Source organism: Pseudomonas avellanae BPIC 631, from assembly GCF_000444135.1.
In the GTDB taxonomy this organism is placed as follows: Bacteria; Pseudomonadota; Gammaproteobacteria; order Pseudomonadales; family Pseudomonadaceae; genus Aquipseudomonas; species Aquipseudomonas avellanae.
Window position 1 is genome coordinate 21,577 of the sequence record NZ_ATDK01000060.1, and the last position, 21,082, is coordinate 42,658.

At 58.5% G+C, this 21,082-nt stretch carries 19 protein-coding genes; 17 read left to right on the plus strand and 2 right to left on the minus strand.

Features of this window, described 5'->3' with window-relative positions; genetic code table 11:
* Nucleotides 1–109: 109 nt before the first annotated feature.
* From DW49_RS0104695 to DW49_RS0104725, 7 genes are all read left to right on the plus strand, one after another.
* The gene (locus DW49_RS0104695; protein WP_005617255.1) at nucleotides 110–937 is read left to right on the plus strand and encodes a substrate-binding periplasmic protein; all 828 of its coding nucleotides are present in this window, start codon (nucleotides 110–112) and stop codon (nucleotides 935–937) included.
* 10 nt (nucleotides 938–947) lie between these two features.
* Complete coding sequence (locus DW49_RS0104700) at nucleotides 948–1,301, plus strand: DUF4398 domain-containing protein (protein WP_005617258.1); 354 nt, start codon at nucleotides 948–950, stop codon at nucleotides 1,299–1,301.
* Nucleotides 1,298–2,113, plus strand: a complete 816-nt coding sequence (locus tag DW49_RS0104705) for an OmpA family protein (protein WP_005617261.1) — start codon at nucleotides 1,298–1,300, stop codon at nucleotides 2,111–2,113. Before DW49_RS0104700 ends, DW49_RS0104705 begins: the two co-directional genes overlap by 4 nt.
* 218 nt (nucleotides 2,114–2,331) lie before the next feature.
* A complete protein-coding gene (locus tag DW49_RS0104710) occupies nucleotides 2,332–3,771 on the plus strand; it encodes an aminotransferase-like domain-containing protein (protein WP_003382014.1) in 1,440 nt (479 codons plus the stop codon).
* Between the two features lie 115 nt (nucleotides 3,772–3,886).
* Nucleotides 3,887–4,534, plus strand: a complete 648-nt coding sequence (locus DW49_RS0104715; protein WP_272481113.1) for a translation initiation factor 2 — start codon at nucleotides 3,887–3,889, stop codon at nucleotides 4,532–4,534.
* Between the two features lie 94 nt (nucleotides 4,535–4,628).
* The gene (locus DW49_RS0104720) at nucleotides 4,629–4,886 is read left to right on the plus strand and encodes a YkgJ family cysteine cluster protein (RefSeq protein ID WP_024419853.1); all 258 of its coding nucleotides are present in this window, start codon (nucleotides 4,629–4,631) and stop codon (nucleotides 4,884–4,886) included.
* Nucleotides 4,887–4,943: 57 nt separating this feature from the next.
* Entirely contained in the window at nucleotides 4,944–5,549 is a 606-nt protein-coding gene (locus tag DW49_RS0104725) for an START domain-containing protein (protein WP_005617271.1), read from the plus strand.
* Between the two features lie 69 nt (nucleotides 5,550–5,618).
* On the opposite strand, the gene gltA is transcribed toward DW49_RS0104725, so the two are convergent.
* Complete coding sequence (gene gltA, locus DW49_RS0104730; protein ID WP_003382008.1) at nucleotides 5,619–6,908, minus strand: citrate synthase; 1,290 nt, start codon at nucleotides 6,906–6,908, stop codon at nucleotides 5,619–5,621.
* A gap of 363 nt (nucleotides 6,909–7,271) precedes the next feature.
* Between gltA and sdhC the strand changes: the two genes are divergently transcribed.
* The 9 genes from sdhC to sucD all read left to right on the plus strand — a co-directional run bounded on the left by sdhC (nucleotide 7,272) and on the right by sucD (nucleotide 18,719).
* Complete coding sequence (gene sdhC, locus DW49_RS0104735; RefSeq protein WP_005738085.1) at nucleotides 7,272–7,646, plus strand: succinate dehydrogenase, cytochrome b556 subunit; 375 nt, start codon at nucleotides 7,272–7,274, stop codon at nucleotides 7,644–7,646.
* Complete coding sequence (gene sdhD / locus DW49_RS0104740; protein ID WP_005617275.1) at nucleotides 7,640–8,008, plus strand: succinate dehydrogenase, hydrophobic membrane anchor protein; 369 nt, start codon at nucleotides 7,640–7,642, stop codon at nucleotides 8,006–8,008. Before sdhC ends, sdhD begins: the two co-directional genes overlap by 7 nt.
* 3 nt (nucleotides 8,009–8,011) lie before the next feature.
* A complete protein-coding gene (sdhA, locus tag DW49_RS0104745; RefSeq protein WP_003382005.1) occupies nucleotides 8,012–9,784 on the plus strand; it encodes a succinate dehydrogenase flavoprotein subunit in 1,773 nt (590 codons plus the stop codon).
* Nucleotides 9,785–9,796: 12 nt separating this feature from the next.
* Complete coding sequence (locus DW49_RS0104750; protein WP_003382004.1) at nucleotides 9,797–10,501, plus strand: succinate dehydrogenase iron-sulfur subunit; 705 nt, start codon at nucleotides 9,797–9,799, stop codon at nucleotides 10,499–10,501.
* A gap of 259 nt (nucleotides 10,502–10,760) precedes the next feature.
* Complete coding sequence (locus DW49_RS0104755) at nucleotides 10,761–13,592, plus strand: 2-oxoglutarate dehydrogenase E1 component (RefSeq protein ID WP_005617279.1); 2,832 nt, start codon at nucleotides 10,761–10,763, stop codon at nucleotides 13,590–13,592.
* Between the two features lie 41 nt (nucleotides 13,593–13,633).
* The gene (odhB, locus tag DW49_RS0104760; RefSeq protein WP_005617282.1) at nucleotides 13,634–14,854 is read left to right on the plus strand and encodes a 2-oxoglutarate dehydrogenase complex dihydrolipoyllysine-residue succinyltransferase; all 1,221 of its coding nucleotides are present in this window, start codon (nucleotides 13,634–13,636) and stop codon (nucleotides 14,852–14,854) included.
* Nucleotides 14,855–15,026: 172 nt separating this feature from the next.
* Nucleotides 15,027–16,463: a dihydrolipoyl dehydrogenase gene (gene lpdA, locus DW49_RS0104765; RefSeq protein WP_003382001.1), complete on the plus strand. Its 1,437-nt coding sequence runs from the start codon at nucleotides 15,027–15,029 to the stop codon at nucleotides 16,461–16,463.
* Nucleotides 16,464–16,671: 208 nt separating this feature from the next.
* Nucleotides 16,672–17,838, plus strand: coding sequence for an ADP-forming succinate--CoA ligase subunit beta (sucC, locus tag DW49_RS0104770; RefSeq protein WP_002552981.1), 1,167 nt, complete (start codon nucleotides 16,672–16,674; stop codon nucleotides 17,836–17,838).
* On the plus strand, nucleotides 17,838–18,719 hold the full coding sequence (sucD, locus tag DW49_RS0104775) for a succinate--CoA ligase subunit alpha (protein WP_005617294.1): 882 nt from the start codon (nucleotides 17,838–17,840) through the stop codon (nucleotides 18,717–18,719). The genes sucC and sucD overlap by 1 nt, the downstream gene beginning before the upstream one ends.
* Nucleotides 18,720–18,809: 90 nt before the next feature.
* Here sucD and DW49_RS0104780 read toward each other — a convergent pair whose 3' ends face one another.
* Nucleotides 18,810–19,385: a GNAT family N-acetyltransferase gene (locus tag DW49_RS0104780; protein ID WP_005617296.1), complete on the minus strand. Its 576-nt coding sequence runs from the start codon at nucleotides 19,383–19,385 to the stop codon at nucleotides 18,810–18,812.
* A gap of 300 nt (nucleotides 19,386–19,685) precedes the next feature.
* Between DW49_RS0104780 and brnQ the strand changes: the two genes are divergently transcribed.
* Nucleotides 19,686–20,999, plus strand: coding sequence for a branched-chain amino acid transport system II carrier protein (brnQ, locus tag DW49_RS0104785; RefSeq protein ID WP_024419851.1), 1,314 nt, complete (start codon nucleotides 19,686–19,688; stop codon nucleotides 20,997–20,999).
* Nucleotides 21,000–21,082: the final 83 nt, after the last annotated feature.

Sequence of the window (21,082 nt, forward strand, 5' to 3'; positions counted from 1 at the left end):
CTACTATAAAGAGAGCCCGTTCCGTTCGGGGTTTGCGTGCTGGCAGCTTGCCTGCAGTGCGCTTGCCCGGATAGAACGGGTTTTTTATTGACGTTCAAAAGGACTTTTCATGCGTGATTCCCGGCTGCTGTCTTCGCTGTTTCTCGGGCTGGTCATGCTGCCGACGCTGGCATTCGCTGCCGGCAAGTGCGAGCGCCTGATCGTGACCGGCAGCCCCGACGCGCCGCCTTATCTGTGGCGTGACCCTCAGGACCCCAAGCGCCTGATGGGTGCCAATGCCGATCTGTTGACACAGGCGGCGGGCGAACTGGGCATCAAGCTCGAGGTTCTGTACGGCGGCAAGCGCAGCCAGGCGCTTGAAGAGGTGCGCACCGGGCGCATGGATCTGCTGGCTGATGCGCCGATGAATACCGCACAGCTTGAATCACTCGATTACATTCATCCGCCGATTGTGCAGAACGACATTATGGTCTGGACGCGCCGCGATCACGCCGTACCGTTCAATGCCATCAGCGAACTGCATGGGCATCCCGGCGCCATTTCGGAAAAGACCCGTCTGACGCCGTCGTTTGAAGCACTGACCCGGCAACATCTGGCTCTGGAGCGTGTGTCGGGCCTGACGCCGGCCTTTCAGAAGCTGGCGCTGGGCGAGGTGGATTATGTGCTGGCCGGGCGGTATGCCGGGATGGTCATGGTGCAGACGCTGAGCCTGTCGGCAGACCTGATTGCACAACCGTTGCCGGTTGATACGCCGGGTCTGTATCTGGCGTTATCGTTCAATTCGGCCTGCAACGATCCATGGTTGCGCGGACAGCTGGCGAAAAAGATGGCAGAATCGGCCGCCTCCGGCCTTGCGGGCGACGTGATCAGGCACAACCTGGAATTGTGGAAAGCCCAGTTGTTGCAACCTGCCAGTGCCAGCGTCCCAAACATGTAGGAATGTTTTTGTGAGTATTCGTTTTTCAATCGCCGTCATGGCAATCGCCACGCTGGCCGGCTGCGCCAGCGATCCCGTTCCGAGCGAGCAATTCAAACTGACCGAGCAGGCATTGGAGCAGGCCAAGGCGGTCGGCGCGACGGAAGATCAGCCCGAGATGGAAATAGCACTGGCCCGCTTTGCCGAAGCGCGTGCGTCCATGACCACACACGCTTACCGCGACGCGCGCATGAAGGCCGAGCAGGCCGAACTGGATGCGCGGTTGGCTGAGGCGCGAGTGCTCACGCTCAAGAGTCAGGAGCAGGTCAATCAGTTGAATACCCGTCTCAATCGCCTGCGCAAGCAGCTGGGGGAGGCGCAATGAACCGTATTCCACGTGTATTGAGCATGTGCCTGTTGCTGGGCTTGGCAGGTCTTTACGGCTGTGCCGGTCACCAGGACAGCGCGCAGGCCCTGCAACAGGCAAGTGCCGATTTCCAGAAGGTCAAGGAAGACACCGACGTGCTGCGCAGTGCGCCCAAGGATGTGATTCGCGCGGGTGAATCGCTGGCCCGCGCCGAGCGCTTGTCCAGCTACCTGGGCAGTGGCGCCGATGTAAGCCACTACGCCTACCTCAGCAGTCGCTACAGCGAGATCGCCCGCGAGCACAGCAACCTCATGCTGAGTCAGGAGCGTCTGGCCAAAATGGACATGGAGCGCCAGCGCATGCAGTTGGCGTTGCGCGAAGCCAAGCTGGCCAGCGCCCAGCAGCAGGGGCGCTGGCTGGAAGACCAGATCCTCAGTCTGGCCACCACCCAGACCGATCGCGGGCTGGTCATGACGCTGGGTGACGTGCTGTTCGACGCCGGGCATGCCGAACTGAAAAGCTCGGCCAGTCGCACCATTCTCAAGGTTGTGCAGTTTTTGCAGATCAATCCGCGCCGCGTGGTCAGGATCGAGGGCTACACCGACAGCACAGGCGACCGTGAGGAAAATCTGACCCTGTCGAAGGACCGTGCACAAGCGGTTGCCGATGTCCTGATGGACCTGGGGGTCGACGAAAAACGCATTCAGGTCGAAGGCTATGGTCAGCAGTTTCCGGTCGATGCCAACGCGTCTGAACGAGGGCGTGCACAGAATCGCCGTGTCGAAATTGTTTTTTCTGACGAGAAAGGTCATTTAGGCGCTGCTCGTTAACGCAAATGGCCAAAAAAAGCCCGACGCCGGAAACGGCCTCGGGCTTTTTTGGCTTTAAACACGTTGAATATGGCGTTTTTGGCCGCGTTTATTTTCGCGCAGCGGCTGTGATCGCTGGCTTGAACGCAAACTGTTCCCGTACACTTCTGGACTGAACCGGTTATTACTCATCTGTATTTTCAACAACAATAAATCGCCGGTCTTTTCGAGGCTGTGGCATGACCAACCTTTTGCTCTATCAACGTATCGCTCAGCAACTGGCTGAAGACATCCGCCGTGGTGTGTACCAGCCCGGTGAGCGTGTGCCTTCGGTTCGCAAAATGAGCTCGCAGCTCAATGTCAGCCATGCAACGGTGTTGCAGGCCTACGCGAACCTTGAAGATCAGGGCTTGATCAGAGCGCGTCCGCAGTCGGGTTACTACGTTCACCAGACCCCTGCGCTGACGGCTTCGACGCCGGACATCGCGCGGGTCGAGCGCCCAGGCCTGGTCACGCGCAGCAGCATTATCCAGCAGGTGCTTGAAGAGTCGCGACGCGAAGGCGTGTTCGCTCTGGGCGCGGCGGTGCCTCATGTGGATTACCTGCCGGTGCGTGCCTTGCATCAGCAGCTTGCGAAAGTGACGCGTTTCCACAGTCCGCGTGCGTTCAGTTACATGTTCAGCCCGGGCTTCGAGCCATTGCGCAGGCAGGTTGCCATCCGTATGCGCGACGCGGGCGTGGTGGTTGATCCGTCCGAAGTGGTCATTACTCACGGCTGTGTGGATGCGCTGCAAATGACCCTGCGGGTGCTGACCCGGCCTGGCGACCTGATCGCCGCCGAGTCGCCGGCCTATTACGGCTTGCTGCAACTAGCCGATCTGCTGGGCCTGAAAGTCATCGAGATCCCCAGCGACCCGGCCACCGGCATCAGCCTGGAGGCCCTGCAACTGGCGGCCAATCAGTGGTCGATCAAGGCGCTGGTGCTGACCTCGCGGCTGAGCAATCCGCTGGGCGGCACCATGCCCGAGGAGCGGCAGAAGAACCTGCTACGGCTGGCCTCGGATTTTGATATTCAGGTGGTTGAAGACGATGTCTACGGCGAGCTGATGTTCGAGGTCGGACGAACCAAGGCACTCAAGGCGTTTGATCGGTTGGGTAGGGTGATTTATTGCTCGAGCTTCTCCAAGACGTTATCGCCCGGTGTGCGTATCGGCTGGACAATCGCGGGCAAATACCAGGCTGAAATTCAGCGTCTGCAGACGTTCAGCACTCACTCGGCTTGCAGCGTCACGCAAATGGCCGTAGCTGCCTACCTTGAAAACGGCGGCTATGATCGGCATCTGCGCTTCATTCGCCTGGAATACCGCAAAAACATGAGCGCCTACCAACTGGCGGTGCAGCAGTTCTTTCCTGAGGGCACGCAGATGAGTCGTCCGGCGGGCGGGTTCATCTTGTGGGTCAGTCTGCCGGGGCGCGTCAATACCCAGGAACTGCACGTGCGTGCGCTGGAGCAGGGCATCAGCATCGCGCCGGGGCTGATCTTCAGTAACACCGAGCAGTTCAACCACTGCATTCGCCTCAATTGCGGGATGCCGTGGAACAAGGAGGCTGAGCGCGCGCTGATGACGCTGGGCATGTTGGCCAAGCAGTTGTGTCAGGAAGCGATACAGGTGTACTGAGTTGTAAGGATTTTTTGTCAGTTGTTTTGAACTCTTGCCTTGTCAGGTTGGCCTCAAAAGGACAACATGTATTCCTTCCCGGCTTTTTGCCACTGTCTTGCCTGATTCTTTGCCTATGAATGTTTTTCGCTGTCTGGGGTTGATTGTCGTCGTGCTTCTGAGTGGTTGTGATGCTCAGGAATCGTCTGTGCCCAAGCCCAAGGTCGAAGCGTTTATCACTGCGCCGGTCTCCCCCGAGGTTCACTTGAAAACCGAGGCGCCTGTAGAGGCAGTGGCCACTGATGCCCGGCAGATCAAGGCACCCGATACAGTGCATCAGTTGATGCCGGGCGTTCCGGTTGTTCCTGTCGTGGTGGGCAAGGAGAAATCCGAACCCTCGGCAGCCCATGCCGGCAAGGCCGCGACGACCGATTCTGAAAAGCCCTTGTCAAAAGTTGTTGCAGTCAAGGCGCCCGCCGACAAGCGTCAGACGGCCAGGCAAGCAAAAGCGGCGAAGGCCAAGGATGTGCGAATCAAATCGCCCAGGCTGGACTTGAGCCTGCCTCCCGAACTGGTCAAGGAACTGGCCCCGCCTGCCAATGTGATCACCAGCAAACGCAAGCCTATATTGCCGCAGATGTTCAGTGACAAAGGCACCTCGGCCAACCCCGGCCCCTTCGAGCTTGAAGGTCGGCTGCTGACCAATGAAATGCAGTTGCAGATGCGCAATGACAACCGTCGCGACGTCGAAGGCGCTGCGCTGGATTTCAAATTCAAGCAGTAAGCCCTGCCTATCGTCCGATACGGCATTTTCAAACAGACGTTTTGACGGTTAATATCTTCCCCTGTTTTTCAACTTTTCAGTCAGGTGCCTGGTCATGGACTGCCGTTCCGATTGTGGTGCGTGTTGCATAGCGCCATCCATCACGTCTCCCATACCCGGTATGCCTGACGGAAAGCCTGCCGGGGTGCGCTGTCTGCACTTGTCGGTCGGGTTTCTGTGCGCACTGTTCGGCAAGGCCGAGCGTCCTGCGGTCTGCAGTCAGTTCAAGGCGGCGGAAGATGTCTGCGGTGTCGATCAGGCAGACGCCATTCGTCTTATCGGCTGGTGGGAAAAGGCTACTGCAGTGGCTTGAAGCGGAATCAGTGAGCGCAAGCGCTTTGTCGGAACTTCAATAACAAGGAATAAAACAATGAGTTCGCTGTATCGCATGGTTGTTGCTTGTGGGTTGACTGTCATGGTTGCCGGGGCAGCGCAGGCTGAAGACTGGAAGGTGGCCAGGAACGAAGACGGAATCAAGGTTTCGCTGAGTGAGGTGCCTGGCTCCGACTACAAGGCCTATCAGGGCATTGCCGTGATCAACGCCAGCGTGAGCAAGCTGCGCGCGCTTCAGGAAGACGTGGCGGGGGCCTGTGCCTGGATTCATGAGTGCAAATTGCAGAAAGTGCTCAAGCATGAAGGCGACAAGACCTGGACCTACAGCCAGTTCAATACACCCTGGCCGGTAACCCCTCGCGACTCGGTATTGCTGATCACCACCCAAGAGGGCGCTGACGGGAGTATTACCCGCAATCTGGAAGAGCAGCCCAAGTACATTCCCGAGGAAAAGGGCTTTGTGCGCGTGAGCGAGGTCAAGGGCTTCTGGAAGATGGTGCCCAAAGGCCCCAATCAGACCGAAGTGACGTATCAGGTGCATACCGAGCCGGGCGGCAGCGTGCCGTCGATGATCGCCAACAAGTTTGTTGTCGATGCGCCATTCAATACGTTGAAAGCGCTCAGGGAGCGGGCTGCGCAGTAATCTGCGGCCTTTTTGATGGGTGCAAAAAAGGGCTGCCAGTGGCAGCCCTTGTTTTTTGCGTCGTGTCGCTTACTTGCGGTCTTTCAGCGCAACGATGTCGCGTTGCACGTTGCCCGTGTAGAGCTGGCGCGGGCGACCGATCTTGTAAGGGCTGGAGAGCATTTCTTTCCAGTGCGAGATCCAGCCGACGGTCCGCGCCAGGGCGAAGATCACGGTGAACATGCTGGTCGGGATGCCGATAGCCTTGAGGATGATGCCCGAGTAGAAGTCGACGTTCGGGTACAGCGAGCGCTCGATGAAGTACGGGTCGGTCAGGGCGATCTCTTCGAGACGCATGGCCAGTTCGAGCTGAGGATCGTTGTTGATGCCCAGTTCCTTGAGTACTTCGTCGCAGGTCTGCTTCATCACGGTCGCGCGTGGGTCACGGTTCTTGTAGACCCGGTGACCGAAGCCCATAAGCTTGAACGGATCGTTCTTGTCCTTGGCCTTGGCGATGAATGCGTCGATGTTCGACACGTCGCCGATTTCATCGAGCATGGTCAGCACGGCTTCGTTGGCGCCGCCGTGAGCCGGGCCCCAGAGTGCCGCGATGCCGGCTGCGATACAGGCGAACGGGTTGGCACCCGAGGAGCCCGCCATGCGCACGGTGGAGGTCGACGCGTTCTGCTCGTGATCGGCGTGAAGAATGAAGATCTTGTCCATCGCCTTGGCCAGCACCGGGCTGATCGGTTTGATCTCGCACGGCGTGTTGAACATCATGTGCAGGAAGTTTTCGGCGTAGCTGAGGTCGTTGCGCGGGTACATCATGGGTTGGCCCATGGAGTACTTGTAGACCATCGCTGCCAGGGTCGGCATCTTGGCGACCAGGCGTACAGCCGAAATTTCGCGGTGCTGCGGGTTATTGATGTCGAGCGAATCGTGGTAGAACGCCGACAGCGCGCCGACTACACCGCACATGACGGCCATCGGGTGGGCGTCACGGCGAAAGCCGTTGAAGAAGGTCTTGAGTTGTTCGTGAACCATCGTGTGGTTCTTGACCACGGCCACGAACTGGGCTTTCTGTTCGGCGGTTGGCAGCTCGCCGTTGAGCAACAGGTAGCAGGTCTCGAGGTAATCGGACTGCTCGGCCAGTTGTTCGATAGGGTAGCCGCGGTGCAGCAGAATTCCGTTGTCACCGTCAATGTAGGTGATCTTCGACTCGCAAGAGGCCGTGGACATGAAACCAGGGTCAAATGTGAAGCGGCCGGTGGCGGTCAGACCGCGTACGTCGATCACGTCCGGACCCACTGTACCGGTCAGTATTGGCAGCTCGACGGGGGCAGCGCCCTCGATGATCAACTGCGCTTTTTTGTCAGCCATGTGGCCTCCTATTTATGCTTCAAATCATCAGACAGGCCCCCCACGCAGGGCCCGCATCACTATAGTGAGATAAATTCTAAAGTCAATTTGCCTAAAGTCGTGTTCCACAAGGCCCGGGCAGTGAAATTTTTCAGGGCATTTCCTGCCGTTTACGCCTTTTGTGCCGGCAAAGCAATGCGCCATTGGCGGTAAGTCTGCGCGTTGTCATTAGCGACCTAACTGTCTATACTCGACGTCCGACCGCCAGAGGCTTTTTGGCCTGTTTCAAGGGGGTCGTCACTTCCTGGGTGGTGGGTACCTGACCAGTGCACTTCCCAACAACTTGCCCTGATTGTTAGGGGCTCTTCAGTGTGAAAAAAAGCCGTGAATAGCCAACGACCTGTAAATCTAGACCTAAGGACCATCAAGCTCCCAGTCACCGCTTACACGTCCATTCTCCACCGCATCTCCGGTGTCATCCTCTTTGTCGGTATTGCAATCATGCTGTATGCAATGGACAAGTCGCTGGCGTCCGAAGAAGGCTTTGGTGAAGTCAAGGCGTGTCTGACCAGCCCGCTGGCCAAGCTGATCATCTGGGGGCTTCTGTCTGCCCTGCTGTATCACATGGTGGCCGGTATCCGTCACCTGATCATGGACACCGGGGTAGGCGAGACGCTCGAGGGCGGCAAGCTGGGCTCCAAAATCGTTATCGCGGTTTCCGTGGTACTGATTCTTCTGGCGGGAGTATGGATATGGTAACCAACGTCACCAACCTTTCGCGTTCGGGCCTCTACGACTGGATGGCCCAGCGTGTATCTGCGGTCGTGCTCGCGGCTTATTTCATATTCCTGATCGGGTACCTGGTCTTTCATCCGGGTCTGAGCTACGCCCAATGGCATGATCTGTTCGCACACAACGGGATGCGTATCTTCAGTCTGCTGGCCCTTGTTGCCCTTGGCGCTCACGCCTGGGTCGGTATGTGGACCATCGCGACCGACTACCTGACGCCGATGGCGCTGGGCAAGTCCGCCACTGCAGTACGTTTTCTGTTTCAGGCGGTATGCGGCGTTCTGATGTTCGCCTACTTCGTCTGGGGCGTGCAGATTCTTTGGGGTATCTGATTCATGGCTAACATAAATTCACTTTCCTTCGACGCCATCATCATTGGTGGTGGCGGTGCCGGCATGCGCGCTGCCCTGCAGCTCGCCCAGGGCGGTCACAAGACTGCCGTGGTCACCAAGGTGTTCCCGACCCGCTCGCACACCGTTTCCGCCCAGGGTGGCATCACCTGCGCAATCGCCTCTGCCGATCCGAACGATGACTGGCGCTGGCACATGTACGATACCGTCAAGGGTTCCGACTACATCGGTGACCAGGACGCTATCGAATACATGTGTTCCGTAGGCCCCGAAGCCGTTTTCGAACTCGAGCACATGGGTCTGCCGTTCTCCCGTACCGAGCAGGGCCGCATCTACCAGCGTCCGTTCGGTGGTCAGTCCAAGGATTTCGGCAAGGGTGGTCAGGCTGCACGTACCTGTGCTGCTGCCGACCGTACCGGTCACGCACTGCTGCACACTCTGTATCAGGCCAACCTCAAGGCCGGCACAGTATTCCTCAACGAATACTATGGTGTAGACCTGGTCAAGAATCAGGATGGCGCCTTTGTCGGCATCATCGCCATCTGCATTGAAACCGGCGAAACTTCCTACATCCGTGCCAACGCCACCGTGCTCGCAACCGGCGGAGCAGGGCGTATCTACTCGTCCACCACCAACGCCCTGATCAATACCGGTGACGGTATCGGCATGGCGCTGCGCGCCGGTGTCCCGGTTCAGGACATCGAGATGTGGCAGTTCCATCCGACCGGCATCGCCGGTGCAGGTGTACTGGTTACCGAAGGCTGCCGTGGTGAAGGCGGTTACCTGATCAACAAGCACGGCGAGCGTTTCATGGAGCGTTATGCTCCGAACGCCAAGGACCTTGCCGGTCGTGACGTGGTTGCGCGTTCCATGGTCAAGGAAATCATTGCCGGTAACGGCTGTGGTCCGGATGGCGACCATGTAATGCTCAAGCTTGATCACCTGGGTGAAGAAGTGTTGCACAGCCGCCTGCCAGGCATCATGGAGCTGTCCAAGACGTTTGCCCACGTAGACCCGGCAACAGCGCCGATTCCGGTAGTTCCAACCTGCCACTACATGATGGGCGGCGTAGCCACCAACATTCATGGTCAGGCGATCACTCAGGACGCTGCCGGCGTCGATCACATCATCCCGGGTCTGTTTGCGGTGGGTGAAGTGGCTTGCGTATCGGTGCACGGTGCCAACCGTCTGGGCGGCAACTCGCTGCTCGACCTGGTCGTGTTCGGTCGTGCTGCGGGCATCCACCTGGAAAAGGCGCTGAGCGAGGGTATCGACTACGCCCGCGCTTCCGAGTCCGACATCGATGCTGCTCTCGCACGCCTTGCCGGCCTGAACGAGCGCACCACCGGCGAAGACGTCGCCACGCTGCGTAAAGAGCTGCAAAGCTGCATGCAGAACTACTTCGGTGTATTCCGTACCGGCGAATACATGCAGAAGGGTATTGCCCAGCTGGCTGATCTGCGCGTTCGTATCGCCAACGTCAAGATCAACGACAAGAGCCAGGCTTTCAACACTGCCCGTATCGAAGCGCTTGAACTGCAAAACCTGCTGGAAGTTGCCGAAGCCACGGCGATCGCTGCAGAGCATCGTAAAGAGTCCCGCGGCGCTCACGCCCGTGAAGACTTCGAAGATCGCGATGACGAGAACTGGTTGTGCCACACCCTGTATTTCCCGGGTGACAAGCGCGTGACCAAGCGTGCCGTGAACTTCTCACCGAAGACTGTCCCGACGTTTGAACCCAAGATTCGGACTTATTAAGGGGTGACCGATATGTTGCAAGTCAGTGTTTATCGTTACAACCCTGATCAGGACGCTGCTCCGTTCATGCAGGAGTTTCAGGTCGATACCGGTGGCAAGGACTTGATGGTGCTGGACGTGCTGGCGCTGGTCAAAGAACAGGATGAAGGCTTTTCGTACCGTCGTTCGTGCCGTGAAGGCGTGTGCGGTTCCGATGGCATGAACATCAACGGCAAGAACGGCCTGGCGTGCATCACGCCGCTGTCTGCAGTTGTCGCCAAGAACAAGCTGGTTGTCCGTCCTCTGCCAGGTTTGCCGGTTATTCGTGACCTGGTCGTCGATATGAGCATCTTCTACAAGCAATACGAGAAGGTGAAGCCATTCCTGCAGAACGACACGCCGGCTCCGGCCATCGAACGTCTGCAAACGCCTGAAGAGCGCGAAAAGCTCGATGGTCTGTACGAGTGCATTCTGTGCGCTTGCTGCTCGACCTCCTGCCCGTCCTTCTGGTGGAACCCCGACAAGTTCCTCGGTCCAGCTGCACTGCTGCAAGCCTATCGTTTCCTGGCTGACAGCCGTGACACCCGCACCAACGAACGTCTGGCTTCGCTTGATGACCCGTTCAGCGTATTCCGCTGCCGCGGCATCATGAACTGCGTCAACGTATGTCCGAAGGGTCTGAACCCAACCAAGGCTATCGGTCACGTGCGCAACATGTTGTTGCAAAGCGGCATCTGATTCATCGCTTTATCTGTTACACCGTTGCACAGAAGTGGCTGCGGCGCAGGCTTCAACCGGCGCCGTAGTTTTAACCTGAGCAGTAGCTCGCAAAGCTGCCGCTCTTATTTTGAAGAAATGAGACCAGCAGGGGCATCCGGGCTGGTACCCGGACTATCTGCGTGATCCCTGGTGACTTGATACAGTCGCTGCACACGACTATTTCAGGATTGCTCTGGTGTCTTCGCCGGTGGTGTCCCCTTACCGAGGGTGACCAAGCATGCAAGAAAGCGTGATGCAGCGCATGTGGAACAGTGCCCACCTATCCGGTGGTAACGCTGCCTATGTGGAAGAGCTCTACGAGCTCTACCTGCACGACCCTAACGCTGTGCCAGAAGAATGGCGCACCTACTTTCAGAAGTTGCCAGCAGACGGCGGCTCTGCCACTGATGTATCGCATTCGACTATTCGCGATCATTTCGTGTTGCTGGCTAAAAACCAGCGCCGCGCTCAACCGGTGTCCGCCGGCAGTGTGAGCAGCGAGCACGAAAAGAAGCAGGTTGAAGTGCTGCGACTGATCCAGGCGTACCGGATGCGTGGCCACCAGGCTGCTCAGCTCGATCCGCTGGGCCTGTGGCAGCGTCCTGCACCCGCAGATCTGTCGATCAATCACTACGGCTTGACCAATGCCGATCTGGACACGACTTTCCGCGCTGGCGACTTGTTCATCGGCAAAGAGGAAGTGAGCCTACGCGAAATTCACGAAGCGTTGCAGCAGACATATTGTCGCACCATAGGCTCCGAGTTCACCCACATCGTGGATTCCGAGCAGCGCAACTGGTTCATGCAGCGTCTCGAAAGTGTTCGTGGTCGTCCGGCGTTTTCGGCTGACATCCAGAGCCACTTGCTTGAGCGTGTCACCGCGGCGGAAGGTCTCGAGAAGTATTTGGGCACCAAATACCCAGGCACCAAGCGTTTCGGTCTGGAAGGCGGCGAAAGCCTGATTCCGATGCTTGACGAGCTGATTCAGCGCTCCGGGTCCTACGGCACCAAGGAAGTCGTGATCGGCATGGCCCACCGTGGCCGTCTGAACGTACTGGTCAACACCTTCGGCAAGAACCCGCGCGACCTGTTCGACGAGTTCGAAGGCAAGAAAAAAGTGGAACTGGGTTCCGGTGACGTCAAATACCACCAGGGCTTCTCTTCCAACGTCATGACCGCAGGCGGTGAAGTTCACCTGGCCATGGCATTCAACCCGTCTCACCTGGAGATCGTTTCCCCGGTGGTCGAGGGTTCGGTGCGCGCGCGTCAGGATCGTCGCAACGATCCGAACGGTGACAAGGTTCTGCCGATTTCCCTCCACGGCGACGCGGCGTTTGCCGGTCAGGGCGTGGTCATGGAAACCTTCCAGATGTCGCAGACTCGCGGCTTCAAGACGGGCGGCACGATCCACATCGTCATCAACAACCAGGTCGGTTTCACCATCAGCAACCCGCTGGACTCGCGGTCCACCGAGTACGCCACCGACGTTGCCAAGATGATTCAGGCGCCGATCCTCCATGTGAATGGTGATGATCCGGAAGCCGTGATGTTCGTCACCCAGTTGGCGATCGACTACCGCATGCAGTTCAAGCGGGACATCGTCATCGATCTGGTCTGCTACCGCCGTCGCGGTCACAACGAAGCGGATGAGCCTAGCGGCACACAGCCTCTGATGTACCAGCAGATCACCAAGCAGCGCACCACTCGTGAGCTGTATGCCGAGCATCTGATCAAGACTGGCGTCCTCGATGACGCCCGCGTTCAGGCCAAGGTCGATGACTACCGCAGCGCGCTGGACAACGGCCTGCACGTGGTGAAAAGCCTGGTCAAGGAGCCGAACAAGGAATTGTTCGTCGACTGGCGTCCGTATCTGGGCCATGCCTGGACTGCGCGTCACGACACCCGCTTCGATCTCAAGACCCTGCAGGAACTGTCCGCCAAGCTGATGGAGCTGCCAGAAGGCTTCGTCGTGCAGCGTCAGGTGCAGAAGATCTACGAAGATCGCCAGAAGATGCAGGCCGGTGGCTTGCCGATCAACTGGGGCTACGCCGAGACCATGGCATACGCCACGCTGGCGTTCGAAGGCCACCCGATCCGCATGACAGGCCAGGACATCGGTCGCGGTACGTTCTCGCACCGTCACGCTGTGCTGCACAACCAGAAAGACGCCGGGACTTACATTCCGCTGCAGAATCTGTACGCCGGTCAGCCGCGCTTCGACCTGTACGACTCGTTCCTGTCGGAAGAGGCCGTGCTGGCATTTGAATACGGTTACTCGACTACCCAGCCGGATGCACTGGTTATCTGGGAAGCGCAGTTCGGCGATTTTGCCAACGGCGCCCAAGTGGTTGTCGACCAGTTCATCACCAGCGGCGAACACAAGTGGGGCCGTCTGTGCGGTCTGACCATGCTGTTGCCGCACGGCTACGAAGGTCAGGGGCCGGAGCACTCTTCGGCACGTCTTGAGCGTTACCTGCAATTGTGCGCAGAGCACAACATTCAGGTGTGCGTACCGACGACTCCGGCGCAGATCTACCACCTGTTGCGTCGTCAGGTCATCCGCCCGCTGCGCAAGCCGTTGATCGTGCTGACTCCGAAATCGCTGCTGCGTCACAAGCTGGCTGTTTCGACGCTGGAAGACCTGGCCGAAGGCTCGTTCCAGACCGTCATTCCGGAAATCGATACCCTCGATTCGGGCAAGGTTACGCGTCTGGTGCTGTGCAGCGGCAAGGTCTACTACGACCTGCTGGAAAAACGCCGTGCCGAAGGTCGTGAAGACATCGCTATCGTCCGTCTCGAGCAGCTGTATCCGTTCCCTGAAGACGACCTGATGGAAACCATCGCGCCGTACACCAACCTGCAGTATGTGGTCTGGTGTCAGGAAGAGCCGATGAACCAGGGTGCCTGGTACAGCAGCCAACACCATTTGCGTCGCAGCATGGGCAACCACAAACGCGAACTCGTTCTCGAGTATGCCGGTCGTGATGCTTCTGCCGCACCAGCCTGTGGTTACGCTTCGATGCACGCTGAGCAGCAGGAAAAACTCCTGCGCGATGCCTTCACTGTTTAACGCCTTCGAGCATTAGAAACCGAATTAAGGAATTACAGATAATGGCTATCGATATCAAAGCCCCCTCTTTCCCGGAATCCGTTGCCGATGGCACCATTTCCAAGTGGTACAAAAAAGAGGGTGATGCGGTAAAGCGCGACGAGATGCTGGTTGACATCGAGACTGACAAGGTTGTCCTGGAAGTACTGGCCGAAGCTGACGGCGTGATGGGCGCGATCACCAAGGAAGAGGGCGCTATCGTCCTGTCCAACGAAGTGCTTGGCACGTTGAATGACGGCGCCACGGCGTCTGCTGCTCCGGCACCCGCTGCTGCGCCTGCCTCGGCACCTGCCGCTGCACCGACTGCCGCTGGCGAAGAAGACCCGATTGCCGCGCCTGCTGCACGTCAACTGGCTGAAGAAAACGGCATCAATCTGGCCAGCGTCAAGGGCACCGGTAAAGACGGCCGTATCACCAAGGAAGACATCGTTGCCGCCGTTGAAGCGAAGAAATCCGCTCCAGCCGCTGCACCTGCTGCCAAGCCTGCTGCCGCTGCCGCTCCAGTCGTTGCCGCTGGCGACCGCACTGAGAAGCGCGTGCCAATGACCCGCGTTCGTGCAACCGTTGCCAAGCGTCTGGTCGAAGCCCAGTCGAACATGGCGATGCTGACCACGTTCAACGAAGTCGACATGACCGAAGTCATGGCGCTGCGTTCGAAGTACAAGGACCTGTTCGAGAAGTCGCACAATGGCGTGCGTCTGGGCTTCATGTCCTTCTTCGTCAAGGCGGCCACCGAAGCGCTGAAACGCTTCCCGGCAGTCAATGCTTCGATCGACGGTTCCGACATCGTTTACCACGGTTATGCCGACGTCGGTGTCGCGGTTTCCAGCGATCGTGGTCTGGTTGTGCCGGTTCTGCGTAACGCCGAGCACATGAGCCTGGCTGAAATCGAAGGCGGCATCGCTACCTTCGGCAAAAAAGCCCGTGACGGTAAGCTGTCCATCGACGAGATGACCGGCGGCACCTTCACAATCACCAATGGTGGTACTTTTGGTTCGATGATGTCGACGCCGATCGTCAACCCGCCACAAGCTGCAATTCTGGGCATGCACAACATTCTGCAACGCCCGATGGCAGTCAACGGTCAGGTCGTGATTCGCCCGATGATGTATCTGGCACTGTCTTACGACCACCGTTTGATCGATGGTAAAGAAGCAGTAACTTTCCTCGTTACCATCAAGAACCTGCTGGAAGATCCTGCTCGTTTGTTGCTGGATATCTGATGAGGCAGCCTCGAGTCGCAACCTTCGAGCTTCAAGTCAGATGCGAAAGGGCGTGCAGTCGGGGCTGATGTGTTTTACCTAATCAATAGGTCGCAAGTCGGCCTCGCGTTGAAACGCGGACTGACTTGCAGCTTGCAGCTAAAAGCTTGCAGCTAAAGAGGAACTCTTTGTTATGTCCCAGAAATTCGACGTGGTAGTGATTGGCGCAGGCCCTGGCGGCTATGTTGCCGCCATCAAGGCAGCGCAACTTGGTCTCAAGACTGCCTGCATCGAGAAATATCAGGACAAGGAGGGCAAACTGGCCCTCGGCGGTACCTGCCTGAACGTGGGTTGCATTCCATCCAAGGCGCTGCTCGACAGTTCCTGGAAATTCTACGAAGCCAAGAACGGTTTCGCAGTGCATGGCATTTCGACATCCGAAGTGGCCATCGACGTGCCCGCCATGATCGGTCGCAAGTCGACCATCGTCAAAGGCCTGACCGGCGGCGTCGCCAGCCTGTTCAAAGCCAACGGCGTGACCACCCTGCAAGGCCACGGCAAATTGCTGGCCGGCAAGAAAGTCGAGCTGACAGCGGCCGACGGCACTGTTGAAATCATCGAAGCGGACCACGTGATCCTTGCTTCGGGCTCGCGTCCTATCGACATTCCGCCAGCTCCGGTTGACCAGAAAGTCATCGTAGATTCCACCGGTGCGCTGGAATTTCAACAGGTTCCACAGCGTCTGGGCGTTATCGGCGCAGGCGTGATCGGTCTGGAACTGGGTTCGGTCTGGGCTCGCCTCGGCGCTCAGGTCACCGTTCTGGAAGCACTGGACAAGTTCATCCCGGCCGCTGACGAAGCCGTTTCCAAGGAAGCGCTGAAAACCTTCACCAAGCAGGGCCTGGACATCAAGCTGGGCGCTCGCGTGACCGGCTCCAAGGTCAACGGCGAAGAAGTGGTTGTCAGCTACACCGACGCAGCAGGCGAGCAGTCGATCACCTTCGACCGCCTGATCGTTGCTGTCGGCCGTCGTCCTGTGACCACCGACCTGTTGGCCTCCGACAGCGGTGTCGACCTCGACGAGCGCGGCTTCATCTACGTCGATGACTACTGCACCACCAGCGTTCCGGGCGTCTACGCCATCGGTGACGTGGTTCGCGGCCTGATGCTGGCGCACAAGGCCTCGGAAGAGGGCATCATGGTTGTCGAGCGCATCAAGGGTCACAAGGCCCAGATGAACTACAACCTGATCCCGTCGGTTATCTACACCCACCCGGAAATCGCCTGGGTAGGCAAGACCGAACAGACCCTCAAGGCCGAAGGCGTTGAAGTCAATGTCGGTACGTTCCCGTTCGCAGCCAGTGGCCGTGCCATGGCAGCCAACGACACCGGTGGTTTCGTCAAGATCATTGCCGATGCCAAGACCGATCGCGTTCTGGGCGTTCACGTTATTGGCCCGAGCGCTGCCGAACTGGTACAGCAGGGCGCCATCGCGATGGAGTTCGGCAGCAGCGCAGAGGACATCGGCATGATGGTCTTCTCGCACCCGACTCTGTCCGAGGCACTGCATGAAGCTGCACTGGCTGTGAATGGCGGCGCCATCCACATTCAGAATCGCAAGAAACGCTAAGACAACAAGAGAAACCACGACGCAGTGCCCGTCGTGAGCCTTGCCAGCAGGGCTTACCGCGGAATCTGCGCCGGACTCGACCTCTCAGGCGGCTTCACGAGTGCCCGACGGCATTTGCGGGGTCCACCCGGAGTAGCGGTCACAGGTGGTGCGGCACGCTGACGTGCAGCACCGAATGCGCAGTACCTAAACGAAGACGGTAATAAGCATGAATCTTCACGAGTATCAGGGTAAGCAGCTGTTCGCTGAGTACGGCCTGCCAGTATCCAAAGGTTACGCGGTAGACACCCCGGAAGCAGCAGCAGAAGCCTGCGACAAGATTGGCGGAACCGAGTGGGTCGTCAAAGCCCAGGTTCACGCAGGTGGTCGCGGTAAAGCGGGCGGCGTAAAGCTGGTTCGTAGCAAGGAAGACGCTGCAGCGTTCGCTCAACAGTGGTTGGGCAAGCGCCTGGTGACTTACCAGACTGACGCCAACGGTCAGCCAGTGACCAAGATCCTGGTCGAGTCCTGCACCGACATCGCCAAAGAGCTGTATCTGGGCGCTGTGGTCGATCGTTCCAGCCGTCGTATCGTGTTCATGGCTTCCACCGAAGGTGGCGTGGACATCGAGAAGATTGCTCACGACACTCCTGAAAAGATTCTCAAGGCCACGATCGATCCACTGGTTGGCGCTCAGCCATTCCAGGGTCGCGATCTGGCTTTCCAGCTGGGTCTGGAAGGCAAGCAGGTCACTCAGTTCGCCAAGATCTTCACCGGTCTGGCCAAACTGTTCCAGGACCACGACCTGGCTCTGCTGGAAGTGAACCCGCTGGTGATCAAGGCTGACGGCGATCTGCACTGCCTGGACGCGAAGATCAACATCGACGCCAACGCCATGTACCGTCAGCCTAAGCTGAAGGGCTTCCACGATCCTTCGCAGGACGATCCTCGCGAAGCTCACGCTGCCAAGTTCGAACTGAACTACGTTGCGCTGGAAGGCAACATCGGCTGCATGGTCAACGGTGCTGGCCTGGCCATGGGTACCATGGACATCGTCAACCTGCATGGCGGCAAGCCTGCAAACTTCCTTGACGTTGGCGGCGGTGCCACCAAGGAACGCGTTACCGAAGCATTCAAGATCATCCTGTCCGACACCAACGTCGCTGCAGTACTGGTCAACATCTTCGGCGGCATCGTTCGTTGCGACATGATTGCCGAAGGCATCATCGGTGCAGTGAAAGAAGTCGGCGTTAAAATCCCGGTTGTTGTGCGCCTTGAAGGCAACAACGCTGAACTGGGCGCTAAAGTACTGGCAGAAAGCGGTTTGAACATCATCGCTGCGACCAGCCTGACCGACGCTGCTCAACAAGTTGTCAAAGCCGCGGAGGGCAAGTAATGAGCGTCCTGATCAATAAAGACACCAAGGTTATCTGCCAGGGTTTCACTGGTTCGCAAGGTACCTTCCACTCCGAGCAAGCCATTGCCTACGGCACCAAAATGGTTGGCGGCGTGACTCCAGGCAAAGGCGGCACCACGCACCTGAACCTGCCAGTGTTCAACACTGTGAAAGAAGCGGTAGACACCACTGGCGCTACCGCCAGCGTTATCTACGTTCCGGCTCCTTTCTGCAAGGATTCCATCCTTGAAGCAGCGTTCGGCGGCATCAAGCTGATCGTCTGCATCACCGAAGGCATCCCGACCATCGACATGCTCGAAGCCAAGGTCAAGTGTGACGAGCTGGGCGTGATCCTGATCGGTCCTAACTGCCCAGGCGTCATCACTCCGGGCGAGTGCAAGATCGGTATCATGCCAGGTCACATTCACTTGCCAGGCAAAGTCGGCATCGTGTCGCGTTCCGGCACCCTGACTTACGAAGCTGTGAAGCAGACCACTGACGCCGGTTTCGGTCAGTCCACCTGCGTCGGCATCGGCGGTGACCCGATCCCTGGCTCGAACTTCATCGACATCCTGAAGCTGTTCCAGGAAGACCCGCAGACCGAAGCGATCGTCATGATCGGCGAGATCGGCGGTTCGGCTGAAGAAGAAGCGGCTGCCTACATCAAGGCACACGTGACCAAGCCGGTTGTTTCCTACATCGCTGGTGTGACTGCTCCTCCGGGCAAGCGCATGGGCCATGCAGGTGCAATCATCTCGGGTGGTAAAGGTACTGCAGACGAGAAATTCGCTGCACTGCAGGACGCTGGCGTAAAAACCGTGCGCTCCCTGGCAGACATCGGCAAGGCCCTGGCCGAGCTGACCGGTTGGCCGACCAAGTAAGCTTCGCTTACTGATTCGAGCAATCGACAAAAGCCACCTTCGGGTGGCTTTTGTTTGGGCGCTTGAAAAGTCATGCCCGGGCCAGCTTGGCTAACCGCCGTTATTTGCCCGCCATTCGTCTCGCGTCAATTCCCATAGCTGTTCCTGCGTCGTGCCGCAGACAAACTGCGATTCCTGAACGGTCACAAGGCGCATGCCTTCGCGCTGCGACAGGCGGCAGGACGCTTCATTCAAGGCAGACTTGGCCACGCGCAGAACAGGGCGTCTGAGTGTTTCAAACCAGAAGCGATCAATTGCCACGCAGACCTCTGACATCAGCCCCAGCCCCTGATAGGTCGGTGAGAGCCAGAAGCCACGGTTGTTATCCTGCTCGTCCATCATGCAGGCACTGCCGATCAAGCGGTCCTGTTGGCCTCGCAGACGAATCGACCAATGCCATTCTTCCCCGTCCTGCATCGCAGGTAGAGCGTCTTCGCGCAGGTAGCGCAGCGCTTCGCCTTCTGGATAAGGCCAAGGCACGTGATGGGTCAGGTAGCGCACAACCTCCCAGTGGTTGAACAGGCTCTGCATGGCGGGCGCGTCTTCGAGTTGCAGCGGCAGCAGAAGCAGACGTGGCGTTTGCAGAGGCGGGGTAAGAACCACAGGCCGGGTTTTCGTTTCGGGCATGGACATCAGTCATCGGCAGCAAGGATGCCCGTCAATCTACCGATCGATCAACGGTTGGTCTGTCGGAAATTTCCGAATATCCAGCAGTTTGTTCGGTTGCTGTCTAACGGTGCATCGTCGGGTGATATGCCCTGAGACAGTGCGTTTTTGGTCGAAGTTGGCTACCCTGTCTGCCGTTTTTGCGGTGCCCTCACGAGGGGTGTTTCGCAAGGTACTGCCACGTCTTACGCCGACGGGCTGCGTCTGCCTCATTCACGGGTGACGTCCCATCCCTCATCTCGAATCCGTGTGGTCCCCGTAATGAAAGTCTTGAAAGGCCAGGACGTCCTGGCACTCGGTTTTATGACATTTGCCCTGTTTGTCGGGGCTGGCAACATAATCTTTCCGCCTATCGTGGGCCTGCAGGCCGGGCCGCATGTGTGGATGGCGGCGCTCGGTTTTCTGGTCACGGCGGTCGGCCTGCCGGTGATCACCGTGATCGCCCTGGCCAAGGTTGGCGGCGCGATGGATGCCTTGAGCAGCCCGATCGGCAAGATTGCCGGTGGGGCACTTGCGGCGGTCTGCTATCTGGCGGTCGGTCCGCTGTTCGCGACCCCGCGTACGGCCACCGTCTCGTTTGAAGTCGGTCTGGCCCCGCTGACCGGCGACAGCCCAATGGCGCTGTTTCTCTACAGTCTGGTGTATTTCCTGGTGGTGTTCTGGGTCTCGCTGTATCCGGGGCGCTTGCTGGATACGGTCGGGCGCTTTCTGGCACCGCTCAAGATCATCGCCCTCGCGGTGTTGGGGATTGCGGCGTTCGCTTTGCCCGCAGGCGGCATAGGCGAGGCCGAGCCGGCTTATGCGATCGCGCCGTTTTCTCAGGGTTTCATCAATGGTTATCTGACCATGGACACGCTGGGCGCGCTGGTCTTCGGCATTGTCATCGTCAATGCCATCCGCTCTCGCGGTGTCGAGTCGCCGCGTCTGATTACTCGCTACGCGATCATCGCCGGGCTGATTGCCGGTGTCGGGCTGGCGCTGGTGTATGTCAGCCTGTTTCGTCTGGGCTCCGGCAGTCATGCGGTCGCGGCAGGCGCGAGCAACGGCGCTGCGGTCCTGCATGCCTACGTGCAGCACACCTTCGGTTCGCTGGGCAGCGGCTTTCTCGCCGTGCTGATTTCTCTGGCCTGTCTGGTCACGGCGGTGGGCCTGACCTGCGCCTGTGCGGAATACTTTGCCAAGGTGCTGCCGTTGTCCTACCGAACGTTGGTGATCATTTTGGCGGTGTTCTCGTTACTGGTGTCCAATCTCGGGCTGACCAGGCTGATCCAGTTTTCGATTCCGGTGCTGACAGCGATCTATCCGCCGTGCATCGTGCTGGTCGCGCTGAGCTTCTGCAAAGGCCTCTGGCAGAGTCAGGGCAGGGTGGTCGCGCCCGTCATGTTGGTGTCGTTCGTTTTCGGCCTTATCGACGCGCTCAAGGGGGCAGGATTCGGTGAATATCTGCCGGGCGCGTTGACCAGTATGCCGCTGAGTGATCAGGGCCTGGCGTGGCTGGTGCCGTCGGTCATCACCCTGGCAAGCGCGGTGGTGATCGATCGGGTCATGGGCAAGCGCAGCGAGGCGCTGGCTTGAATGTCCGGGTCTTGCGCCGGCTGATTGCCGGGTAAATCGTAATCAATGAAAAGGCCCGCTCGAAGCGCAATGCTGTTCACTTA

Excerpts from the sequence above, each read along its gene's own strand:
- DW49_RS0104695 (WP_005617255.1), top strand. The coding sequence starts at position 110 with ATGCGTGATTCCCGGCTGCTGTCTTCGCTGTTTCTCGGGCTGGTCATG.
- DW49_RS0104705 (WP_005617261.1), top strand. The coding sequence starts at position 1,298 with ATGAACCGTATTCCACGTGTATTGAGCATGTGCCTGTTGCTGGGCTTG.
- DW49_RS0104710 (WP_003382014.1), top strand. The coding sequence starts at position 2,332 with ATGACCAACCTTTTGCTCTATCAACGTATCGCTCAGCAACTGGCTGAA.
- DW49_RS0104715 (WP_272481113.1), top strand. The coding sequence starts at position 3,887 with ATGAATGTTTTTCGCTGTCTGGGGTTGATTGTCGTCGTGCTTCTGAGT.
- DW49_RS0104720 (WP_024419853.1), top strand. The coding sequence starts at position 4,629 with ATGGACTGCCGTTCCGATTGTGGTGCGTGTTGCATAGCGCCATCCATC.
- DW49_RS0104725 (WP_005617271.1), top strand. The coding sequence starts at position 4,944 with ATGAGTTCGCTGTATCGCATGGTTGTTGCTTGTGGGTTGACTGTCATG.
- gltA (WP_003382008.1), bottom strand. The coding sequence starts at position 6,908 with ATGGCTGACAAAAAAGCGCAGTTGATCATCGAGGGCGCTGCCCCCGTC.
- sdhD (WP_005617275.1), top strand. The coding sequence starts at position 7,640 with ATGGTAACCAACGTCACCAACCTTTCGCGTTCGGGCCTCTACGACTGG.
- sdhA (WP_003382005.1), top strand. The coding sequence starts at position 8,012 with ATGGCTAACATAAATTCACTTTCCTTCGACGCCATCATCATTGGTGGT.
- DW49_RS0104750 (WP_003382004.1), top strand. The coding sequence starts at position 9,797 with ATGTTGCAAGTCAGTGTTTATCGTTACAACCCTGATCAGGACGCTGCT.
- DW49_RS0104755 (WP_005617279.1), top strand. The coding sequence starts at position 10,761 with ATGCAAGAAAGCGTGATGCAGCGCATGTGGAACAGTGCCCACCTATCC.
- odhB (WP_005617282.1), top strand. The coding sequence starts at position 13,634 with ATGGCTATCGATATCAAAGCCCCCTCTTTCCCGGAATCCGTTGCCGAT.
- lpdA (WP_003382001.1), top strand. The coding sequence starts at position 15,027 with ATGTCCCAGAAATTCGACGTGGTAGTGATTGGCGCAGGCCCTGGCGGC.
- sucC (WP_002552981.1), top strand. The coding sequence starts at position 16,672 with ATGAATCTTCACGAGTATCAGGGTAAGCAGCTGTTCGCTGAGTACGGC.
- sucD (WP_005617294.1), top strand. The coding sequence starts at position 17,838 with ATGAGCGTCCTGATCAATAAAGACACCAAGGTTATCTGCCAGGGTTTC.
- DW49_RS0104780 (WP_005617296.1), bottom strand. The coding sequence starts at position 19,385 with ATGCCCGAAACGAAAACCCGGCCTGTGGTTCTTACCCCGCCTCTGCAA.
- brnQ (WP_024419851.1), top strand. The coding sequence starts at position 19,686 with ATGAAAGTCTTGAAAGGCCAGGACGTCCTGGCACTCGGTTTTATGACA.